The sequence below is a fragment of the uncultured Mailhella sp. genome (genome assembly GCF_944324575.1).
Taxonomy (GTDB): Bacteria; Desulfobacterota; Desulfovibrionia; order Desulfovibrionales; family Desulfovibrionaceae; genus Mailhella.
Genome location: NZ_CALUWV010000045.1, coordinates 1 through 19,245, shown reverse-complemented (window position 1 = coordinate 19,245; position 19,245 = coordinate 1). Strand labels below are relative to the sequence as shown.

Sequence of the window (19,245 nt, the reverse complement as noted above, 5' to 3'; positions counted from 1 at the left end):
CGACGAAGCACGGCGCGGATTCTGGCCAGCAGCTCGCGGGGCTGGAAGGGCTTGACCACATAGTCGTCCGCCCCGAGCTCCAGTCCCACCACGCGGTCGGCGGTGTCGCCGAGGGCCGTGAGAAAGATGACGGGCACGGAGGCGAGGCTTTCCGCAGCGCGCAGACGGCGGCACAGCGACAGTCCGTCCTCGCCCGGCATCATGATGTCGAGCACGATAAGGTCGGGCACTTCGTTTTCCAGACTCTCGAACATGGCCTTGCCGCCGTCGGCCACGCGGACGGTGAATCCGTGCTGACGAAGATAGTCGGCCATGAGGTCGCGGATATCCTGATCGTCGTCGACGACAAGAAGGGAGAGCGAGGGCTTTTGAGCGGTATCGATATCGGGCATGGCAGATTCCTCCAGAACAGTCTGAAAAGACTATAGCCGGGAGTGAGGTTAATCGCACCCTTTTTCCTGTTACAATATGTTTCAGGAAGCTTGCTCCGTCTTGCCCCGCAAGGGAACCGGGCCGCGCCGGACAGACCGCAAAAGGAAGGAACCGGAGCGCGACGCTACAGCAGACGGAGCTTTTTTTCCACTTCGTCGATGATGTAGCGGGGCGTGGAGGCGCCTGCCGTGAGTCCCACGGTACGCACGCCCGCAAAGTCCGCGCCGTCGATCTCGTCGGCCGTTTCCACGAGCACCGTGGGCACGCCGCGCATGCGCGCAAGTTCCGCCAGTCTCTTCGTGTTGCCGCTGGACTTGCCTCCGGCCACTACCATGGCCTGCACGCGGGCCGCAATTTCCCCGGCTTCCTCCTGCCTCTCGCGCGTGGCGTCGCAAATGGTGTCGAGCACGGTAAGGGAGTCGCCGAATCTCGCGGCAAGACGCCGGTGCATCTCGTCGAAAATAAGGCGGTCCTGCGTGGTCTGGGCGGCAAGCACCAGCGGGCGTCCCGTCAGCTCCTCTCCGGCGATGAGTTCCTCAAGGTCGGCGATGGAGGAAAAAATACGGCTTTCGCCCGCCGCGTAGGAAATGAGCCCCCTCACCTCGGGATGCGACGCCTCGCCGTAGAGCAGAAGCTCGCGTCCCTGGGACGTGGCCTCGGCAATGGCAAGCTGGGCGTTCTTCACGCGGGGACAGGTGGCGTCCTCCACCCCGGCGCAGCGTTCGCGAAGCCGCGCTTCCACGTCGCGGGGAATGCCGTGGGCGCGTATGAGCACGGCCATGTCGCCCTCGGCCTCCTCCACGGAGTGAAGACAGCGCACGCCCTTGCGGGCGTAGTCCTCAAGCACCTGCGGATTGTGGATGATCTCGCCGAGCGTGGCCACCTTCTCTCCGGAACGCGCGGCCACAATGGTGTCGAGCTTGTGAAGGGCAAGGGCCACGCCCATGCAGAAACCGGCGTGGCTGGCACGAATGACATTCATGAGGAATCCTCCGTCAGGACCTGGGGGTGCGACGCAGACGACGCAGGAAGGGAGAGGTCACGAGTCGAAAATAATCGCGATGGAAGAACCAGGCGATGACGAGCCACGAGGCCAGAAAAAGCAGACCGCCCACGGCAAGCACGATGAACTGCTGCAGCAGCGGATGCCAGCCCGCCATGAGACGGAAGCCGTCGTGCATGACGGCAAGGGTGAGTCCGCAGCCGGGCATGGAAATGAGCGCGCTGCGCCATGCCGTGCCCCAGACGCCCGCAAAGGCGCCGGAAGCCCAGCGGCGGCAGGCCACGACCATGAGCGCCAGCGCATAGAGCGCGATGGACACCGTGGTGACCACGGCCACGCCTCGCGCGCCCATGAGCGGAATGAACACGAAATAGGCGGGCACGGCAAGAAGCGTGACCACCGTGCCCACGACGGCAGGCGTCACGGTGTCTTCCATGGCGTAGAAGGCCCGGCCCGTCACCTGCTGCAGAAGCCAGAACGGCACGGCCACAAGCATGATCTGCAGAAGGGGCGCGGCTCCCAGCGTATGGGAGACGGAAAAGCTGCCGCCTTCAAAGATGAATCCCACGATCGGCCCGGAGGCGGTGATCATCCAGGCCGCCACGGGCACGGCCACGATCATGCTGCTGGTCATGGTGCGGCGCAGCGTCGAGCGGAACTCGTCCATGTCGCCCCTGGCGGCCAGCGAGGCCAGGAAGGGGAAGGACGCCACGCCGGCGGCCTGCGCCACCACGCCCACGGGCACCATCATGATGCGCCTTGCATAGTTGAGCAGGCTCACTGCGCCGTCGCCGGCCATGCTGCCGAAAATGCGGACGAACTGCTCGTCGAGCACCACCACGGACTGACCGATCATGAGCGGCAGGGCAAGGAGCAGGAACTTTTTCATGAGCGGGTGCGAAAGATGGAAGGACAGACGAAGGCCGCCTTCCCGCACCGCGATGAGGGGAAGCACGAACGCGCCGATCGCCGCGCCGAAAAGCACGCCCCAGCAGAAGCCTTCCATGCCGTCGGCAAGGCCGAGCCACGGCAGCCCCACGCCGAAGAGCAGAATGCAGCCGTTGTAGACGAGCGGCATGAGCGCAGGCACCGTAAACTGATGCCGGATGTAGAGAATGGCGGAAAGACAGGCGCCGGGCAGAAAGAACACCTGAGCCGGAAGCACGATGCGCAGAAATTCGGCCAGCCGTCCGCACTGCTCGGGAGTAAAGCCGGGAGCCACCAGCGGCGCGAGCTTCGACGCGGCCGCAAAGGCCAGCACCGACAAGACTCCTATGGAGAGCGTGGCCCAGGAAAACACCGTGCCGAAAAGTCTCCAGCCGTCGGCCTCGTCCTCTTCAAAGCGCCGGGAAAGCAGCGGAATGAGCGTGATGGAAATGTATCCGCCCGCCAGAAGATAGTTCAAAAAATCCGGCACCACAAAGGCTGCGAAATAAATGTCGGTCTCTCCCCCGGCTCCGAACTGCCAGGAGATGATCTTGTCGCGGAAGAGGCCCATGAAGCGTGAAACCAGAACGCTGAACGCCATGATGAGGGCGGCCGCCCCCATTTTCTGCCGTGAAGTAAGTGCCATACTCACACCGGAAGGCCCGCAGAGCGGGAAGCAGACAGAATCCTTACGCTTTCCGGCGGGATGACCACATATTCCCGGCTGAGAGGACGCCACGGATCCGTCAGTTTCGCATAGGGCAGGCAGTAAAGCGCGCCCGCCTCCAGGCTGCAGTCCATAAAGTGCAGCCCCTCCATATCCATATAATGTCCCACCGTCCAGTGATCCACGTAGGGCTTCTCCGACGGCGGAGCGATGCGCAGAAAACGAAACACGGAAACAAGCGGCATGGGCGGCCTCGCGCAGGAACGAAGCGCTTCCCACACCTCATTGCAGGGCGTGTCCGACGTAAAGGGGGCTTTCACGCAAAGACCGGGGAACTCATGCCGCCTGACGTCGTCGAGCATGTAGTCCACGAGCGCCACATAGTCCGTTCTGTGCTCAAGAATGCGTGAGAACGTTTCGGCATCCGCAGACTGCGCGAGCAGAACGCGGTTGAATATGCGCCTCGCCTGAAGCGGCCCTATGCTGAAGAGCACCTGAAGCGCGTTGAGCACTGCGTACATGGCGCAGAAATTGTCGATTTTCCCCTGATAGAACGATTGCATGAAAACTCCCGGACAGGCACGTGAAGCAGGAAGACCCGCCGGCCGGGCCAGGAATAATCCTTCTGTTTCCCCTTTCTTAAGGGCATAACGTTACGATGTTATCGAGTCAAGAAGCTGGACAGGCCGCAACTCCCCGTGTATAGTGTCGGAGTGAAAGGCATATTACCATAGCTTGATATAAAGATATGTCCTTTCCCGGATGCCTTACGCTCACGGCTTCCGGTTCCTGCCGCATCCCTCCGAGCGCCCGTGAACTTCAAGGAGAGACCATGATCCCCTCTAAAGGCAAATACCTCTTCACCTCCGAATCCGTGACCGAAGGCCATCCCGACAAAGTCGCCGACCAGATTTCCGACGCCGTGCTCGACGCCCTCATTCAGCAGGACCCCGACTCCCACGTAGCCTGTGAAACGCTGGTGACCACGGGCATGGCCATCGTTGCCGGCGAAATCACCACCAAGGGCTACGCCGATCTTCCCACCATCGTGCGCCGCACCATCCGCGACATCGGCTATGTCGGTTCCGACATGGGCTTCGACGCGCAGACCTGCGCCGTGCTCTCCTCCATCGACAAGCAGTCTCCCGACATCGCGCAGGGCGTCAACCGCGCCAATCCCGAAGAGCAGGGCGCAGGCGACCAGGGCATGATGTTCGGCTTTGCCTCCAACGAGACCGACACGCTCATGCCCGCCCCCATTTACTGGGCGCATCAGCTCTCTCTGCAGCTTTCCCGCGTGCGCAAGAACGGCATCGTCGATTTCTTCCGTCCCGACGGCAAGACTCAGGTTTCCTTTGAATACGTCGACGGCAAGCCCGTGCGCATCAACAACGTGGTGGTATCCACCCAGCATTCGCCCAAGGTGAGCCATGACGACATCGTGGAAGCCGTGAAGAAGGAAGTCATTCGTCCCATCCTCGAACCTACCGGATACTTTGACGAAAAGGACTGCGAAATCTTCATCAACACCACGGGCCGCTTCGTCATCGGCGGTCCCATGGGTGACTGCGGTCTCACCGGCCGCAAGATCATTCAGGATACCTACGGCGGCATGGGCAACCACGGCGGCGGCGCGTTCTCCGGAAAGGATCCCTCCAAAGTGGACCGTTCCGGTGCATACATGGCCCGCTACGTGGCCAAGAACATTGTGGCGGCCGGTCTTGCCGACCGCTGCGAAGTGCAGCTTGCCTACTGCATAGGCGTGGCCGAGCCCGTTTCCGTGCTGGTGCACACCTTCGACACCGGCAAGCTCCCTGACGAACAGCTCACGAAGATCGTGCGCGACGTGTTCGACCTGCGCCCCTACTTCATCTGCAAGCGCCTCGATCTGAAGCGTCCCATTTACAGCAAGACTTCCTGCTACGGTCACTTCGGCCGCGAGCTTCCCGACTTCACCTGGGAAAAGCGCGATGCCGTCAATGATCTTCTGACCGCCGCCAAGCTGTAATTTTCCCAAAAGACAAAACGCGGAGGAAGAACGACCTGTTCTTCCTCCGCGTTTTTTGTTTAACCGCGTTTCCGGCAACGATGATATCCTCAGAGCCGCCGGCTCCGACGCGCCCGGAAGACCGGAAGCCTTGCCCCCGACCGTTGCAATCTCGCTACTTCAGCACGCGCGGTCCGGTAAAGGGCACGTGGGAACCTGTGACCAGCCAGCCTTCCTTGCGGGCACGATTCAGCATGTCCCCGCGCACACGGGCCGCGGCTGCGGGGTTCATGTCGAAGCTTGCGGACACGGCGGGATACGCAGCCTGCACGTCGAAGGCATGAAGAAGGTCGCTCCAGAACACGAAGGTTCTGCCATCCGCCGACACCATGATGCCCACATGACCGGGCGTGTGTCCGGCCTCATCCACGGACAATACTCCGGGAAGGGCTGCACAAACGTTCTTTCCGGCCTCAAAGGTTCCCACACGGCCCTTGTAGGCGGCGGCTATGTCCGCCACGTTGTCGAATATCTTAAGAGCTCCGCCGGAGGCAGCCTGACGGTTCTCCTCGTCTGTCCAGTACGAAAGCTCCCGCTCCGGGAACAGCACCACAGCTGAGGGGAATGTCGGCTTTCCGTCCTTCACAAGGCCGCCCAGATGATCGCCGTGCGCATGGGTAACGATGACATGCGTCACGTCGCCCCTGCCTAAACCGGCCCCGCGAAGCGCCTCATCCATCTGCCCGTCCGTCCAGTCGTAGCCCGTGTCCACCAGCGCCACGGCTCCAGAAACGCGGATGAGCAGCACGTTGAGCACGTTGTGAACCGCGCCGTCGGGATAGGCGGAGGCCACGGCCTTCTTCTGCTCTTCCGTGGACGGCATCAGAATGGAAGAATTCAGATCCTTCTGCACAAGGGACATGACCCTCAGGTTCACGTCTCCCACGGAAAACTCATTGAACGGCATTTCTCCGGCCTTCGCGGACAGAAAACCTGTGGTCATCATCATGCACACTCCCAGAAGTTGAACGACTGCCTTCCACATAACAACCTCCCATAAGCAGGATATTCCCCGATACCGTCACCGGTTCGCTCTCGTTGTCATGCCTTCGGCCCGGCACCTGCGGTACGCTGCCGCAGGAAAAAGCGTCGTTTGCGTGTCCCGGACATCCGGTCATCCGCATACGCCGTGACTCGGTTTCTCCGAGCTGCGCCTTTCCCTCGTGCATGCCGAAGTCCCGGGCTTTTTCTCAGAATACGACAATACCTCCTTGTCTGCCAGCCTTTCTCCCGGGCCTTTGCCGGGCGGCACCCGCCGGAGCGAAAAAGGCCCGCATCGCAGGGACACGGGTCTTTCGGATTTCTTGCGGCACAAAGGCGCAGAGGCAGCGTCAGATTTCCAGTTCCCTGAGCCTTGCCTCTATTTCGTCGGCACGCTCAAGAAGGGCGAGCTGCTCTTCCTCCACCCTGGGAAGACGGGCGACGCTGGCGTTGAACGCTTCGGGATCGCGGCTGAACAGATCGGGGTCGGCCAGCTTCTCTTCCAGTTCCTTCTGTTCCTTTTCCAGCGCGTCGAGCCTTGCGGGCAGCTCTTCCCGCTCCTTGATGAGGGCTTCCTGTTCGCGCTGCTCCTTGTAGGAAAGACGACGTTTCTTCGGAGCGTTTTCCTTCCAGTTCTCCTTTGAGGATACCGCCTTTCTTTCCTCCGGCTTCTGACGCTGCCGCAGCCAGTCGGCATAGCCGCCCACGTACTCGCGCACCTTTCCGTCGCCCTCAAGAGCAATGGTTCCGGTCACAAGCTCGTCGAGGAAGGCGCGGTCGTGACTCACCACGATGACCGTCCCCTTGTAGGAGGCAAGCATTTCTTCCAGAAGTTCCAGCGTTTCGGCGTCGAGATCGTTGGTGGGTTCGTCGAGCACGAGCAGGTTGGAAGGCCGGGTAAAGAGCTTTGCCAGCAGAAGCCTGTTGCGCTCACCGCCGGAAAGAAGTCCCACCGGAGTTCTCAGACGGCTGGAATCAAAGAGAAAATCCTGAAGATAGCCGGCCACGTGACGCGGCTCGCCGTTGATGGTCACGCGGTCGTTCCCCTCGGCCACGTTGTCCATCACGCTCTTCTCGTCGTCCAGCGAATCGCGAAGCTGGTCGAAATAGGCGATCTCCAGCCCCGTGCCGAGGCGCACCGTGCCCGTGGTGGGCGCAAGCTCGCCCAGAAGCACGCGCAGAAACGTGGTCTTGCCTGCGCCGTTGTCACCGATGAGACCTATTTTTTCGCCGCGCTGAATGATGACGTTTGCGTCTTCAAACACCTTGTAGCCGTCCGGCCAGGTAAAGGAAACGTTCTTCATCTCCGCCACCAGCTTTCCCGACTTTTCCGCCTCCTGCACGTTGAGCGTGGCCGTGCCCGTCCGTTCCCGACGGGAGGCGCGCTCCTCGCGCATCTTCATGAGCTCGCGCACGCGGCCCATGTTCCGGGTGCGGCGGGCCTTGATGCCCTGCCGTATCCATGCCTCCTCCTGCGCGAGCTTCTTGTCGAACACGGCATTCTGCATGTCTTCGGCATGCAGGCGCTCCTCGCGCCGCTCAAGATAGGCGTCGAAGCCGCAGGCGTAGCTGTATATCTTCGCCCGGTCCAGCTCGGCCATGCGCGTGGCGAGACGCCGCACGAAGGCGCGGTCATGGCTGATGAACACCAGCGTTCTGGCCTGCCTTGCCAGATACTCTTCCAGCCAGCTTATGGTGCTGATGTCCAGATGGTTGGTAGGCTCGTCGAGAAGCAGCACGTCCGAAGCGATGAGGGCACGGGCAAGCGCCACGCGGCGGCGCGTGCCGCCGGAGAGCGTGGAGAAATCCGCCTCGGGATCGAGAGCCAGGCTGTTGATGACGCCGAGCACCTCACCGTGCCGCTCCCACACTTCGCCGTGCTCCATGACGACATCGGCTTCCTTCGCAAGATCCGGCGACAGAAGATCGCGTCTGTCGGAGGCGATGAGATGCGCGGCGGCCAGAAGATGCCCTTCCTTTCCGAGCGCATCGGCCGTCACGCTGAACACCGAACCTTTCCAGTGATCGGGTACGGCCTGCTGCACATATCCGATACGAAGACCGGGCTCCTCGTGCCGCTCCCCGTAGTCCAGAGGAATCCGTCCGGCCAGCACCGACAGAAGCGAAGACTTGCCCACGCCGTTGCGGCCCACAATGCAGAGCCTGTCGCCCTGCTCCACGAAAAGTTCGGTATGATCCAGAAGCTGTCTGTTGCCGAGCGTAAGGCCGGCATCCTGAACGGAAAGAAGCGCCATGACACTATCACCTGTGCCGGGCAAAAGCCCGTGATGTCAAACTTTGCAAAAAGACCGGCAGAGTCGAAACGGTCGGAAAGGCACGGGGCCTTTCCGTACCCTTCGGCCGGAATGCCGGAAGCGAACGGAAACGTGGCGGAACTAATGAGCCTCGCCCCAGTTGCGACCTATGCCCGCATCCGCCACGAGCGGCACACGAAGCTCCATGCCCCAGGCGGACGTATCGGTCATGAGGAGGGCAAGACGTGCGGCCGCCTCTTCGGCGTGCTCCTCCGGAGCTTCCACGATAAGTTCGTCGTGTATCTGCAGAAGCAGCCTTGCCTTCATGCGGCGAAGAACGGCGTCGTTATGCACCGCAAGCATGGCCAGCTTGATGAGGTCGGCGGCGGAACCCTGAATGAGGGTGTTCACGGCCTGACGCTCGGCAAGCGCCCGGGCCTGACCGCTCTGAGAAAGCATGTCCGGCAGGGGCCTGCGCCGCCCGGAAATGGTGGTGACGTAACCGTTCTTTCTCGCCTCTTTCTCCACGCTGTCAAAGAACTCCTTGATGTGTGCAAAGCGTGCAAAGTAGCGCTCGATGAACATTCTGGCTTCCGACATGGGAATGCCGAGGTCCTGACCGAGCTTGCGCGCACCCATGCCGTAGATGAGGCCGAAATTGATGGTCTTGGCCTTTCTGCGCTCGTCCGGGCCTATCTGCGAGGGATCCACGTCGTGCAGCAGGGCGGCCGTGCGGGTGTGGATGTCCTCGCCGTTGCGGAAGGCGTCAATGAGCGTGGGATCCTCGGAGTAGTGCGCGAGCACGCGAAGTTCCACCTGCGAATAGTCCGCGGAAATGAGTCTCATGCCCGGCCCGGCCGTGAAACAGGTGCGCATTCTCCGCCCGAGCTCGCCGCGCACGGGAATGTTCTGCAGATTGGGATTGCTGGAGGAAAGGCGTCCCGTGGCCGTGGCCGTCTGATTGAAGGTGGTATGAATGCGGTTGTCGGGCCCTGCGAGGCGCGGCAGAGGCTCAAGGTAGGTGGAGCGCATCTTTTCCAGCTTGCGGTACTCAAGAAGCGCGTCCACCACAGGATGCTTGCCGGACAGCTTTTCCAGCACGGCCTGAGACGTGGAGGCCTGCCCGCCCTTGGTGGACTTTGCCGCCGCAAGGCCCAGCTTTTTGAAGAGCACCTCGCCTATCTGCTGAGCGGAGCGTATGTTGAACTCCTGTCCCGCCTCCCTGTAGATGCGCTCGGTAAGCGCGTCGAGCTCGGTCTGCACCTCGTCCAGAAAGCCTTTCAATGCCGCCCTGTCTATGGTAATGCCCGCGTTTTCCATGGCGACGAGGACGGGAATGAGCGGCATTTCCATGTCGCTCAGAAGCTTGAGCAGACCGTCGTGCTCAAGGCGCTTCACCATCTCGTCATGCAGGGAAAGCGCAATGGAGGCCGGGCGTTCCATGGGCAGGCCGCTCTTTTCCGCATGACGGGCGGAAAGGCTGGGCCAGCCGTAGTCCCGATCCTCAGGGGCGAGGAGGTAGGCGGCAAGACCGAGATCGAAGCAGCGTGACGACTTGATGGTGCCCCAGGCCGCATGAGCGTGCAGAAGACGCTTCAAGTCCGGCGTGACCACAAGGGCGGCATCGGAAGCCCAGGCCACGAGCGCCCGGTCGTCGCCGGAAAACAGACATTCGCGCACCTCTTCGCCCTCGCGCACGGCCACGCACAGTCCGCGGCTCTGGGAACGATGCACCACGGGCGCGGGCGTCACCGCCGCCACTCGCCCCGTACAGGCGGGCAGACGTGCGGGATCCGTCACCTCGTCCACGGCTGGCGCTGGCGCGGGCTCATCGAAAAGCGAAAGCTGACGGGCAGCTCTGACGGAAGGGTTGCCGGCAGGTACAGCCTCCTCCGCGTCCTCCCCCCGGAAAGACACGATGCCCTGCCGGAACAGGCTGTCGAGCTCGCGAAGAAGCGAATTCATTTCAAATTCCCGCAGGAAGGTGCGCGCATGCGACCTCTCCATGGGTTCCACGGAAAGCGCCTTCAGAGGTTCGGCGCAGCAGTCGGTATGCAGACGCGTGAGTTCCCGGTACAGGAACATGGCGTCCTCGTTGCCTTCCAGCTTCTTTCGTATGGAAGGCGGAACCTCGGCCATGCGGTCGCGCACGTCCTCAAGGCTGCGGAAGTCGCGGAACAGCTTTTCCGCCGTCTTTGCGCCTATGCCCTTCACTCCGGGCACGTTGTCGGACGTATCGCCGATGAGCGCCTGCACGTCCGGCCACTGGGAAGGCTCAAGACCGGTCTCCTCGCGGAAGGATTCGAGAGTGACGATTTTCTCTTCGCGGGAGGCGGGATCCCACATGACCACGCCCGGCGACAGGCACTGACGCAGATCCTTGTCCATGCCGATGATGACCACGGGCCGCTCGCTCCCGTACCTTGCGGCAAGACTCGCGATGCAGTCGTCGGCTTCGCAGCCCTCGGACACGAGAACCTTCATGCCGAGCGCACGCACGAGGTTCTGCAGTGGCTCAATCTGCATGACGAGCCCTTCCGGCGCCGGAGGACGATTGGCCTTGTAGGCCGGAAAGATGTCATGCCGAAAATGCCTGCCGTGCCCGTCCATGACAAAGACGAAATGCTTCGGCCTCTCCTCGCGCAGAAGCTTGAGCAGCACGCGCCCCACGATGTGCAGCGCTCCCGTAGGAAAGCCGTCGGAACGGGACATGCTGGAATTGGCAAAAAATCCCCGGAACAGAAAGGCGTTTCCGTCCATCACGTAGAGGGGTTCTTCGGTAAAACCGAGGCGCTGCTTCAATGACATGGCTTTCTCCTCAAAAAATGTCTTCCGCATCCTAGCCCGATGCGCAGGCCGCCGCAAGAGGCCCGAAGCGCTCCTTTTTTGTCGGAAAAAACGCAATTTCCGGCTCTTTTGCAGGATGCGCAACCTGCGCATACCTCCGCCCTCGATGCTTGTCATCGGCAGGGAATTTTTATATCGTTGACGTTCCTTTAATAGGGAGCACCGGGCAGGTTCGCCTGCCCGTCCGGTTTTCTGGTTTTTTCCACTTTCAGCCTACCTGTCGGGGGTATGTATGACTTTCATTTCTCTGGTAATCGTCTTCGCGTGCGCAGCCTTTGCGCTGTACTACGCGTTCAAGACGGCCAAAAACATCCTCGCCGCCTCCACCGGCAATGAGGATATGCAGCGCATCGCCGGCGCCATTCAGGAAGGCGCCCAGGCGTATCTGAAGCGCCAGTACCGCACCATCGCCATCGTGGGCGTGGTGGTCGCCGTGCTGCTGCTTCTCACCATGTCCTTCCTCACCGCTCTGGGCTTCGTGCTCGGCGCCGTGCTGTCCGGCCTTGCCGGCTTCATCGGCATGAACGTGTCCGTGCGCGCCAACGTGCGCACCGCCGCCGCGGCGGAAAAGGGCATGGTTCCCGCCCTCAACATTTCCTTCCAGTCCGGCGCCATCACCGGCATGCTGGTGGTCGGCCTCGGCCTGCTCGGCGTAGCCGTGTACTACGCCGTGCTCGCCATCTTCGGCGTGCCCACCGAAAACATCATGCAGGCCCTTGTTGCCCTGTCCTTCGGCGCCTCCCTCATCTCCATCTTCGCGCGTCTTGGCGGCGGCATCTTCACCAAGGGTGCCGACGTCGGCGCCGACCTCGTGGGCAAGGTGGAAGCCGGCATTCCCGAAGACGACCCCCGCAACCCCGCCGTCATCGCCGACAACGTGGGCGACAACGTGGGCGACTGCGCCGGCATGGCCGCCGACCTCTTTGAAACCTACGCCGTCACCGTGGTGGCCACCATGCTGCTCGCCTCCATCTTCTTTGAAGGCGCGCTGCAGACCAAGATGATGATGTTCCCGCTGCTCATCAGCGGCGTGTGCATCATCGCCTCCGTGCTCGGCACCTTCTTCGTCAAGCTCGGTGAAGACGGCAAGATCATGCGCGCCCTGTACAAGGGCCTCATCGCCACGGCCGTCATTTCCGCAGTGCTCATCGCCATCGTGACCATGTTCGTCTTCTGGAGCGAAGGCAACATGACCATTCAGGGCATCAGCTTCAACGGCTTCAGCCTGCTTCTGTGCTGCCTCACCGGCCTCATCGTCACCGGTCTCATCGTGGTGGTCACCGAGTACTACACCTCCACCTCCTACCGTCCCGTGCGCAGCATTTCCAAGGCGTCCACCACCGGTCACGGCACCAACGTGATCCAGGGCCTCGCGGTCTCCATGGAAGCCTGCGCCGCTCCCGTCATCATCATCTGCGCCGGCATTCTCTTCGCCTACACCCAGGCCGGTCTGTTCGGCATCTCCCTTGCCGCCACCACCATGCTGGCCCTCGCCGGCATGATCGTCGCGCTTGACGCCTACGGCCCCGTGACCGACAACGCAGGCGGCATTGCCGAAATGTCCGGTCTGCCTGAAGACATCCGCGAAACCACCGACGCTCTCGACGCCGTGGGCAACACCACCAAGGCCGTCACCAAGGGCTACGCCATCGGTTCCGCCGCGCTGGCTGCGCTCGTGCTCTTCGCTTCCTACACCGAAGATCTGAGCCGCTACTTCCCCAACCTCGACGTGACATTCGCCCTGCAGGATCCCTACGTGCTGGTCGGCCTGTTCATCGGCGGCCTGCTCCCCTACCTGTTCGGCGCCATGGGCATGAAGGCCGTGGGCCGCGCCGGCGCCGCCGTCGTGGTTGAAGTGCGTCGTCAGTTCCACAACATTCCCGGCATCATGGAAGGCACCGGCAAGCCTGATTACAGCGCCTGCGTGGACATGCTCACCAAGTCCGCCATCAAGGAAATGATCCTTCCCTCGCTGCTGCCCGTGCTCGCCCCCGTGGTCGTGTACTACGTCATCAAGGCCTGCGGCGGACAGGCTGCCGCCTTCGCTTCCCTGGGCGCCATGCTCATGGGCACCATCGTCACCGGTCTGTTCGTGGCCATTTCCATGACCTCCGGCGGCGGCGCGTGGGACAACGCAAAGAAGTACATTGAAGAAGGCAACTTCGGCGGCAAGGGCTCCGAAGCTCACAAGGCCGCCGTTACCGGCGACACCGTGGGCGACCCCTACAAGGACACCGCCGGTCCCGCCGTCAACCCCATGATCAAGATCATCAACATCGTTGCGCTGCTTCTCCTGCAGGCTCTTGCCTAAAAGCTGACGCGAGGGCGGATTCTCCGCCCTCAGGCGCACGTTTTTCAGAAAGCCGCGGTTCGTCCGCGGCTTTCTTGCCTCTTTCGCCTCCGCTCTGCCTGTTCTGCCGCATTCCTGTGCACGGGGTTTCCGCTCCTGGAAACTCGCTTCCACGCACCCTTTCCGCCGTCTCTTTCAGGCAAAAATCTCACCCGTGCCCGCATCTGCGGGGCAAACACAAATCGTTCTTCACCGGAGTTCTTCCGGTCCATGCCGTCCTGCGTTCAAAAAATAAAGGAGTCCCATGAAAGCCATCGTTTCCAGCGTGTCTGGCAACACACGCATGTATCTCTTTCTCTTTCTGCTCACCCTGGGCAGCACGATAGGCCTTCAGGGTTCTTCCCTCCTCTACACCAACTACGCCGTGGAAGTGGGCGGATTTTCTGCCGCGGACAACGGCCTTGTGGTGGCGCTGCGCGAGGTGCCGGGCTTTCTCTGCTTTCTCGTGGTACCGCTCATGCTCGTCATGAAAGAGCACCGTCTCTGCGTGCTCTCGGTCATCATCTGCGGCATAGGCACGGCCGTCATCGGCCTTTTCTCCTCGTTCTGGGGCATTGCCGGCGCAGTCTTCGTCATGTCGGCGGGCTATCACTTCTTTGAGACCATCAACCAGTCTCTCATGATCCAGTATTACGACCTTGCCAGCACGCCCGTCATCATGGGAAGGATGCGCGGCCTTGCCGCCGGAGGAAGCCTCGGCGTGTCGCTTCTGGTCTTCTTCGGGGCAGGGCTGCTCTCCTATGAAACCATGTTCGCGCTCATGGGAACCGTGGTCGTGGGACTCGGCGCAGCCTGCCTGTTCTTCGACCCGTCCAGCCCCAGAGTCACGCCGCAGAAAAAGGGCATGGTCTTTTCCTCCCGCTACTGGCTCTTCTACGCGCTCACCCTGCTCATGGGCGGCCGCCGTCAGATATTCACCGTGTTCTCGCTGTTCCTGCTCGTGGAAAAGTTCGGTTTTTCCGTGCGTACCGTGGCCGTGCTCTACATGGTGAACTATGCGGTCAACTGGTTCTTCAATCCGCTTATCGGCCGCATCATCAACCTCATAGGCGAACGCAGGCTCCTTACCATAGAATACACGTCGGCCTTCTTCATCTTTCTCGGATACGCATGGACCGACAGCGCCATTCTTGCCGGCATCATGTACGTGCTCGACAGCCTGACCTTCAACTTTGCCATTGCCGTGCGCACCTTCTTCCAGAAAATCGCCGATCCTTCCGACGTGGCTCCCAGCATGGGCCTTGCCCAGACCATCAACCACATCGCCGCCGTGCTCATCCCGCCGCTCGGCGGATGGCTCTGGGTCTCCTTCGGCTACCGGCTCCCCTTCTACTGCGGCATGGGGCTCACGGTACTCTCTCTGCTGCTCATCCAGTTCATGGACAGAGAAATAGCCAAAGCTGGAAAAACGGCCTGACCTTCCGGAAAAAACGCCCCGGCACGACGGCGGCATAAACGCTTGAGGCTCAGGCGCGGCTGGTGTAGGCTCAGACAAGCCGCTTCAAGAGGGGAAAAACATGAGCGAACTGGTACGTTTTGGAGTGTCACTGGAACGCGATCTGCTTACAGCCTTTGACCGTCACAGTGAACGCAAGGGCTTTGCCAACCGTTCCGAGGCGCTGCGTCACTGCATACGCCGCGAACTGGCGGAAGAAATCGTTTCCGATCCCACGGCTCCCGTGGCCGGCGTGCTCACGCTGGTGTACGACCATCACGACAACGACCTTCCGGCCCGTCTCACCGCCCTTCAGCACGAAGCGCACGGCATGGTGATCGCCACCATGCACGTGCATCTCGACGAACATCACTGTCTGGAAACCATGGCCCTGCGCGGTCCCGCAGCTGCGGTGAACGAATTTGCCGACAGGCTCCGTTCCTCGCGCGGCGTGCTTCAGAGCTCCTGCGCGCTCACCGCCATAGAAGCCGTGCCCGAACGCCATGCCTTCCACGATCACACACATAAGGATCACGCATGAGCACGACTTCAAACACCGCAGGTGCCCCTTCCCTCATGGATGTACAGAGCAGCCCTTCAAGCGTGGCTCTCGACATCGACCGCGTGGGCGTCAAGCACGTGGAACTGCCCCTCGTGGTGAAGGACAGGGACAAGGGACGCCAGCATACCGTAGCAAGCGTAGACATGGGCGTCGACCTTCCGGCCGCCTACAAGGGCACGCATATGAGCCGCTTTGTGGAGGCACTGGAAAACTGGCGTGAAGCCAGCGGCGAAGAGCTGGACTACAACTCCATGAAGCGCCTGCTCTCCGACGTGCTCACCCGCCTCAACGCCCACCGGGCCTACGCGAAGTTCAGCTTTCCCTACTTCCGCACGCGCCGTGCCCCCGTTTCCGGACAGGCCGCTCCCGTGCGCTACCTGTGCCGGCTCACGGGCGAGCTGGAGCAGGGACAGGAAGGTCCGCGATTTCTGCTGGAACTCGAAATTCCCGTCACCACGGTGTGCCCTTGCTCCAAAGCCATCAGCCGCGCCGGAGCCCACGGTCAGCGGGCCCTGGTGCGCATGGGCATACGCATGAGCCGCTTTGAATGGCTGGAAGGCTTCATTGACATTGCCGAGGAATCAGGCTCTGCCCCCATCTACACGCTTCTCAAGCGACCCGACGAAAAATTCGTCACCGAACAGGCCTACGACAACGCTCTTTTTGTGGAAGACGTGGTGCGCAACGTGGCCACGAAACTCGAGCAGCACGCCCACGTGACTTGGTTTCGCGTGGAAGTGGAAAGCGAGGAATCCATTCACGGGCACAACGCCTTTGCCAGCATCGAACGTTCCGTTTCCGGCAAATAGCCCCTCCTGCATCCCTGCCTGCAAGGCCATATATCCGGATTCCGAAACGATCCGCACAGCGCTCCCCGGAGAAAATTTTTGATTTTATTTTTCTCCGAAACGGACTATGCTCCCGGAAAAGGCCTTTCCTCAATCTCCAGAAAGAGAGGACATTCATGAGAACCTGTCACGCACAAAAGTCAGCCCATGGCGGTCTGATCCCGCCATGGCGTTCGTGTGCGCTCTGCAGCGTTCTCTTCTGAAAGGCCTCCGCCGCTCTTCGGCTTGCCGGCATCGTCGTGAAAGCCAGCGTTCCCCTGCCCGTCGATGACTGCGGCGTCTCTCAGCCTCCCTCTCAGAAAAACGCTCCGTCGCATCGTCTCCCGTCTTCTGCCGGGCTTCTTCGGCGTACGCCGCATCCCTTTTCCTTCGAGTCATTACCGTGAGCGACTATCAGATTTTCATATACATCGCCATTGCCATCTATCTGCTCCTCATGCTCTACATCGGCCTCATCTGCGCCAAGCGCAACAGAAACGCCCATGAATACTATCTGGGCGGCCGCAAGATGGGTCCCATCGTCACCGCCATGAGCGCGGAAGCTTCCGACATGTCCTCCTGGCTGCTCATGGGCCTGCCGGGTCTCGCCCTGTTCACCGGCATTGCCGAACCCGGGTGGACGGCCATAGGTCTCGCCCTCGGCACCTATCTCAACTGGCTCATCGTGGCCAGGCGTCTTCGCGTCTACAGCGAAAAGATACACGCCATCACCATTCCCGACTTCTTTGCCCGCCGCTTCCACGACTCGAGCAGTCTGCTCGTAGGCATATCCGCCCTCATCATCGTCATCTTCTTCATTCCCTACACCGCCGCTGGCTTCGCCTCCTGCGGAAAGCTCTTCTCCACGCTCTGCGGACTCGACTATGTGACGGGCATGCTCATCGGCACCGTGGTCATTGCCGGATACACCATTCTCGGCGGCTTTCTGGCCGCATCCATGACCGACCTTGTGCAGTCCATCATCATGACGCTGGCGCTGTTCATCATCGTGGCCTTCGGCATCCATATGGCCGGCGGCTGGGAGGCCGTCAAGGCTGCCGCCAGCTTTGAAGGCTACATAAGCCTCACCCACGCCACCAACGTCGTCAGCCGCGAAGTCTCCGAATACGGCACCCTTACCATCTTTTCCACGCTGGCCTGGGGCCTCGGCTACTTCGGCATGCCGCACATTCTGCTGCGCTTCATGGCCATACGCGATGAAAACGAAATCGCCATTTCCCGCCGCATAGGTTCCACCTGGGTGGTCATCGCCATGGGCTGCGCCATCTTCATCGGCATCATCGGCTACGCCATGATTCAGGCTGGTGCTCTCGCGCCCTACCAGACCGGATCCGACGCCGAAACCATCATCATCAAGATAAGCAGTCTGCTCAGCTCCTTCGGCGTCATTCCCGCCTTCATGGCCGGTCTCGTGCTCGCCGGCATTCTGGCCAGCACCATGTCCACGGCTTCCGGTCAGCTTCTGGCCGCGGCCTCCAGCGTGTCGGAAAATCTGTTCAAGGGCGTGTTCCACATTCAGATGACCGACCGCTCCACCATGCTTTCCGCGCGCGGAACCGTGCTTCTCATTTCCATCGTGGGTACCGTCATCGCCTGCGACCCCGAAAGCTCCATCTTCCAGATCGTGTCGTTCGCCTGGGCCGGCTTCGGAGCATCTTTCGGTCCCGTCATGCTCTTCGCCCTGTTCTGGCGGCGCTGCAACCGCTGGGGCGCGCTCTCCGGCATGGCTGCGGGCGGCATCATGGTGTTCGTATGGAAATATCTCGTGAAGCCCATGGGCGGCGTATGGGGCATCTATGAACTTCTGCCCGCCTTCCTCGTGGCCTGCGCCGTCATCATTGTGGTCAGCCTGCTCACCGACAAACCCGACGAAAACATGCTGAAGGACTTCGACGCCGTCAACAACGCGAAATAACCGCTCTCTCAGGAACGGATGGAAAAGGCCGCCGGGCTCATGCCCTGCGGCCTTTGTCGTTCTCCCTGGTTCCGAAGAACAGTCTTCTTCCCGATTTCGACCGATACGCGGAGGAGTGCCGGCCTTACGTCCATGTCTTCCGCTTCGGGACATGCACGTTACACTCCGCAGCCATACTATCCGGCCCCGGACCGGCAGCGCATCCAGAACAGCGCGCCTTCAGCCGATGCTGCCCCGCAAAAAGTCAGAGCACTACCCCCTGCCAAAAACGCAGAAAGCCGGCTTCCGGGGGAGGAAGCCGGCCGTCTGAGAAGGCGGGAGAAACGCCGGACCCGCCAAAGGACAGTTTCCGCCTTACGGCGGCGCGCCTGCCCCGGCGCGCGGGCGGAACGCTGTACGCCCCGCCCGGACAGGAGAACTTGCTAGACTGCGAACTTTTCGCGCTGGACTCTCAGGGCTTCGGCCTGCTCTTCCCAGCTTGCGAATCCAGACTGCTGCAGAGCGTCGAACACCGTGGCATCCCAGTCCCAGGACGCATAGGTCACGGGCTTATGGAAGGTGCGGCGGAACTCGGCAAGCTTATGACGGGCATCATGCTCGAAGGGCGTGCTGAAGCAGGCGGACAGCTCCTTGTGCAGACGGCTCACCTCATCGTCGTACCAGGCCTGAATGTCGGCAGGTTCCGTCAGTCTGGCGGCATCGGCATAGCCGTGCTTTTCCAGAAGATCGCGCAGCTTGGCGGCGTGCTGACGATGGAGCCACTGGCCCAGGCCGGAGCTTGGAATGTTCTCCGCTTCCACGGCGGCGAAGTCGGCCTTGGTGCGCATGTAGGTGTCGGGCACCACGGAGGCGGAAACGATGCCCGCAATGGCCACCATGCCGCGCAGAATGACGCTGTTGGCCACGCCCTGACCGCAGAAGCCCACCTTCTTGCAGAACTTCTGACCGGTGAAGATGGTGGTCAGAATGGCCCAGA

13 protein-coding genes and 1 pseudogene are annotated in these 19,245 nt (G+C 61.5%); 6 read left to right on the top strand and 8 right to left on the bottom strand.

All coding sequences use genetic code 11. The features are described 5' to 3' along the window. The 4 genes from Q0J81_RS06945 to Q0J81_RS06930 form a co-directional block, all read right to left on the bottom strand. Positions 1-392, bottom strand: a 392-nt coding sequence (locus Q0J81_RS06945; RefSeq protein ID WP_294446794.1) for a response regulator, incomplete at its 3' end; no start/stop codon positions are given. A gap of 164 nt (positions 393-556) precedes the next feature. Next, a complete protein-coding gene (gene ispH, locus Q0J81_RS06940) occupies positions 557-1,414 on the bottom strand; it encodes a 4-hydroxy-3-methylbut-2-enyl diphosphate reductase (RefSeq protein WP_294446792.1) in 858 nt (285 codons plus the stop codon). A 13-nt stretch (positions 1,415-1,427) separates the two neighbouring features. Beyond that, entirely contained in the window at positions 1,428-3,008 is a 1,581-nt protein-coding gene (murJ, locus tag Q0J81_RS06935) for a murein biosynthesis integral membrane protein MurJ (protein ID WP_294446791.1), read from the bottom strand. Between the two features lie 2 nt (positions 3,009-3,010). After that, a complete protein-coding gene (locus Q0J81_RS06930; protein WP_294446790.1) occupies positions 3,011-3,592 on the bottom strand; it encodes a hypothetical protein in 582 nt (193 codons plus the stop codon). A gap of 269 nt (positions 3,593-3,861) precedes the next feature. Here Q0J81_RS06930 and metK point away from each other — a divergent pair, with 269 nt between their 5' ends. Beyond that, positions 3,862-5,037 (top strand): methionine adenosyltransferase, encoded by a 1,176-nt coding sequence (gene metK, locus Q0J81_RS06925; RefSeq protein ID WP_294446789.1) that lies wholly within the window; start codon positions 3,862-3,864, stop codon positions 5,035-5,037. A gap of 154 nt (positions 5,038-5,191) precedes the next feature. Here metK and Q0J81_RS06920 read toward each other — a convergent pair whose 3' ends face one another. The 3 genes from Q0J81_RS06920 to polA form a co-directional block, all read right to left on the bottom strand. Continuing rightward, the gene (locus Q0J81_RS06920; protein ID WP_294446788.1) at positions 5,192-6,061 is read right to left on the bottom strand and encodes an MBL fold metallo-hydrolase; all 870 of its coding nucleotides are present in this window, start codon (positions 6,059-6,061) and stop codon (positions 5,192-5,194) included. Positions 6,062-6,407: 346 nt separating this feature from the next. Next, positions 6,408-8,312, bottom strand: a complete 1,905-nt coding sequence (locus Q0J81_RS06915; protein ID WP_294446787.1) for an ATP-binding cassette domain-containing protein — start codon at positions 8,310-8,312, stop codon at positions 6,408-6,410. Positions 8,313-8,453: 141 nt separating this feature from the next. Then, positions 8,454-11,120, bottom strand: coding sequence for a DNA polymerase I (polA, locus tag Q0J81_RS06910; protein WP_294446786.1), 2,667 nt, complete (start codon positions 11,118-11,120; stop codon positions 8,454-8,456). Between the two features lie 271 nt (positions 11,121-11,391). Between polA and Q0J81_RS06905 the strand changes: the two genes are divergently transcribed. The 5 genes from Q0J81_RS06905 (at position 11,392) to Q0J81_RS06885 (ending at position 18,269) form a co-directional block, all read left to right on the top strand. After that, positions 11,392-13,470 (top strand): sodium-translocating pyrophosphatase, encoded by a 2,079-nt coding sequence (locus tag Q0J81_RS06905; RefSeq protein WP_294446785.1) that lies wholly within the window; start codon positions 11,392-11,394, stop codon positions 13,468-13,470. Positions 13,471-13,753: 283 nt separating this feature from the next. Continuing rightward, the gene (locus tag Q0J81_RS06900) at positions 13,754-14,926 is read left to right on the top strand and encodes an MFS transporter (protein ID WP_294446784.1); all 1,173 of its coding nucleotides are present in this window, start codon (positions 13,754-13,756) and stop codon (positions 14,924-14,926) included. 100 nt (positions 14,927-15,026) lie between these two features. Beyond that, positions 15,027-15,485 carry a nickel-responsive transcriptional regulator NikR gene (nikR, locus tag Q0J81_RS06895; protein WP_294446783.1) on the top strand — a complete coding sequence of 153 codons (459 nt, stop codon included), beginning with the start codon at positions 15,027-15,029 and terminating at the stop codon, positions 15,483-15,485. Continuing rightward, on the top strand, positions 15,482-16,315 hold the full coding sequence (gene folE2 / locus Q0J81_RS06890; protein ID WP_294446782.1) for a GTP cyclohydrolase FolE2: 834 nt from the start codon (positions 15,482-15,484) through the stop codon (positions 16,313-16,315). The genes nikR and folE2 overlap by 4 nt, the downstream gene beginning before the upstream one ends. A gap of 421 nt (positions 16,316-16,736) precedes the next feature. After that, positions 16,737-18,269, top strand: a complete 1,533-nt coding sequence (locus Q0J81_RS06885) for a sodium/proline symporter (RefSeq protein WP_294446781.1) — start codon at positions 16,737-16,739, stop codon at positions 18,267-18,269. Between the two features lie 422 nt (positions 18,270-18,691). Here the strand turns inward: Q0J81_RS06885 and Q0J81_RS06880 are convergent. Then, a pseudogene (locus tag Q0J81_RS06880) lies at positions 18,692-19,245 on the bottom strand (phosphoenolpyruvate synthase); the annotation flags it as partial.

Bases quoted from the DNA above. Each gene is read 5' to 3' on its own strand.
- folE2 (WP_294446782.1), top strand. From the start codon at position 15,482: ATGAGCACGACTTCAAACACCGCAGGTGCCCCTTCCCTCATGGATGTA.
- Q0J81_RS06915 (WP_294446787.1), bottom strand. From the start codon at position 8,312: ATGGCGCTTCTTTCCGTTCAGGATGCCGGCCTTACGCTCGGCAACAGA.
- murJ (WP_294446791.1), bottom strand. From the start codon at position 3,008: ATGGCACTTACTTCACGGCAGAAAATGGGGGCGGCCGCCCTCATCATG.
- nikR (WP_294446783.1), top strand. From the start codon at position 15,027: ATGAGCGAACTGGTACGTTTTGGAGTGTCACTGGAACGCGATCTGCTT.
- Q0J81_RS06900 (WP_294446784.1), top strand. From the start codon at position 13,754: ATGAAAGCCATCGTTTCCAGCGTGTCTGGCAACACACGCATGTATCTC.
- Q0J81_RS06920 (WP_294446788.1), bottom strand. From the start codon at position 6,061: ATGTGGAAGGCAGTCGTTCAACTTCTGGGAGTGTGCATGATGATGACC.
- Q0J81_RS06905 (WP_294446785.1), top strand. From the start codon at position 11,392: ATGACTTTCATTTCTCTGGTAATCGTCTTCGCGTGCGCAGCCTTTGCG.
- metK (WP_294446789.1), top strand. From the start codon at position 3,862: ATGATCCCCTCTAAAGGCAAATACCTCTTCACCTCCGAATCCGTGACC.
- ispH (WP_294446792.1), bottom strand. From the start codon at position 1,414: ATGAATGTCATTCGTGCCAGCCACGCCGGTTTCTGCATGGGCGTGGCC.
- polA (WP_294446786.1), bottom strand. From the start codon at position 11,120: ATGTCATTGAAGCAGCGCCTCGGTTTTACCGAAGAACCCCTCTACGTG.
- Q0J81_RS06930 (WP_294446790.1), bottom strand. From the start codon at position 3,592: ATGCAATCGTTCTATCAGGGGAAAATCGACAATTTCTGCGCCATGTAC.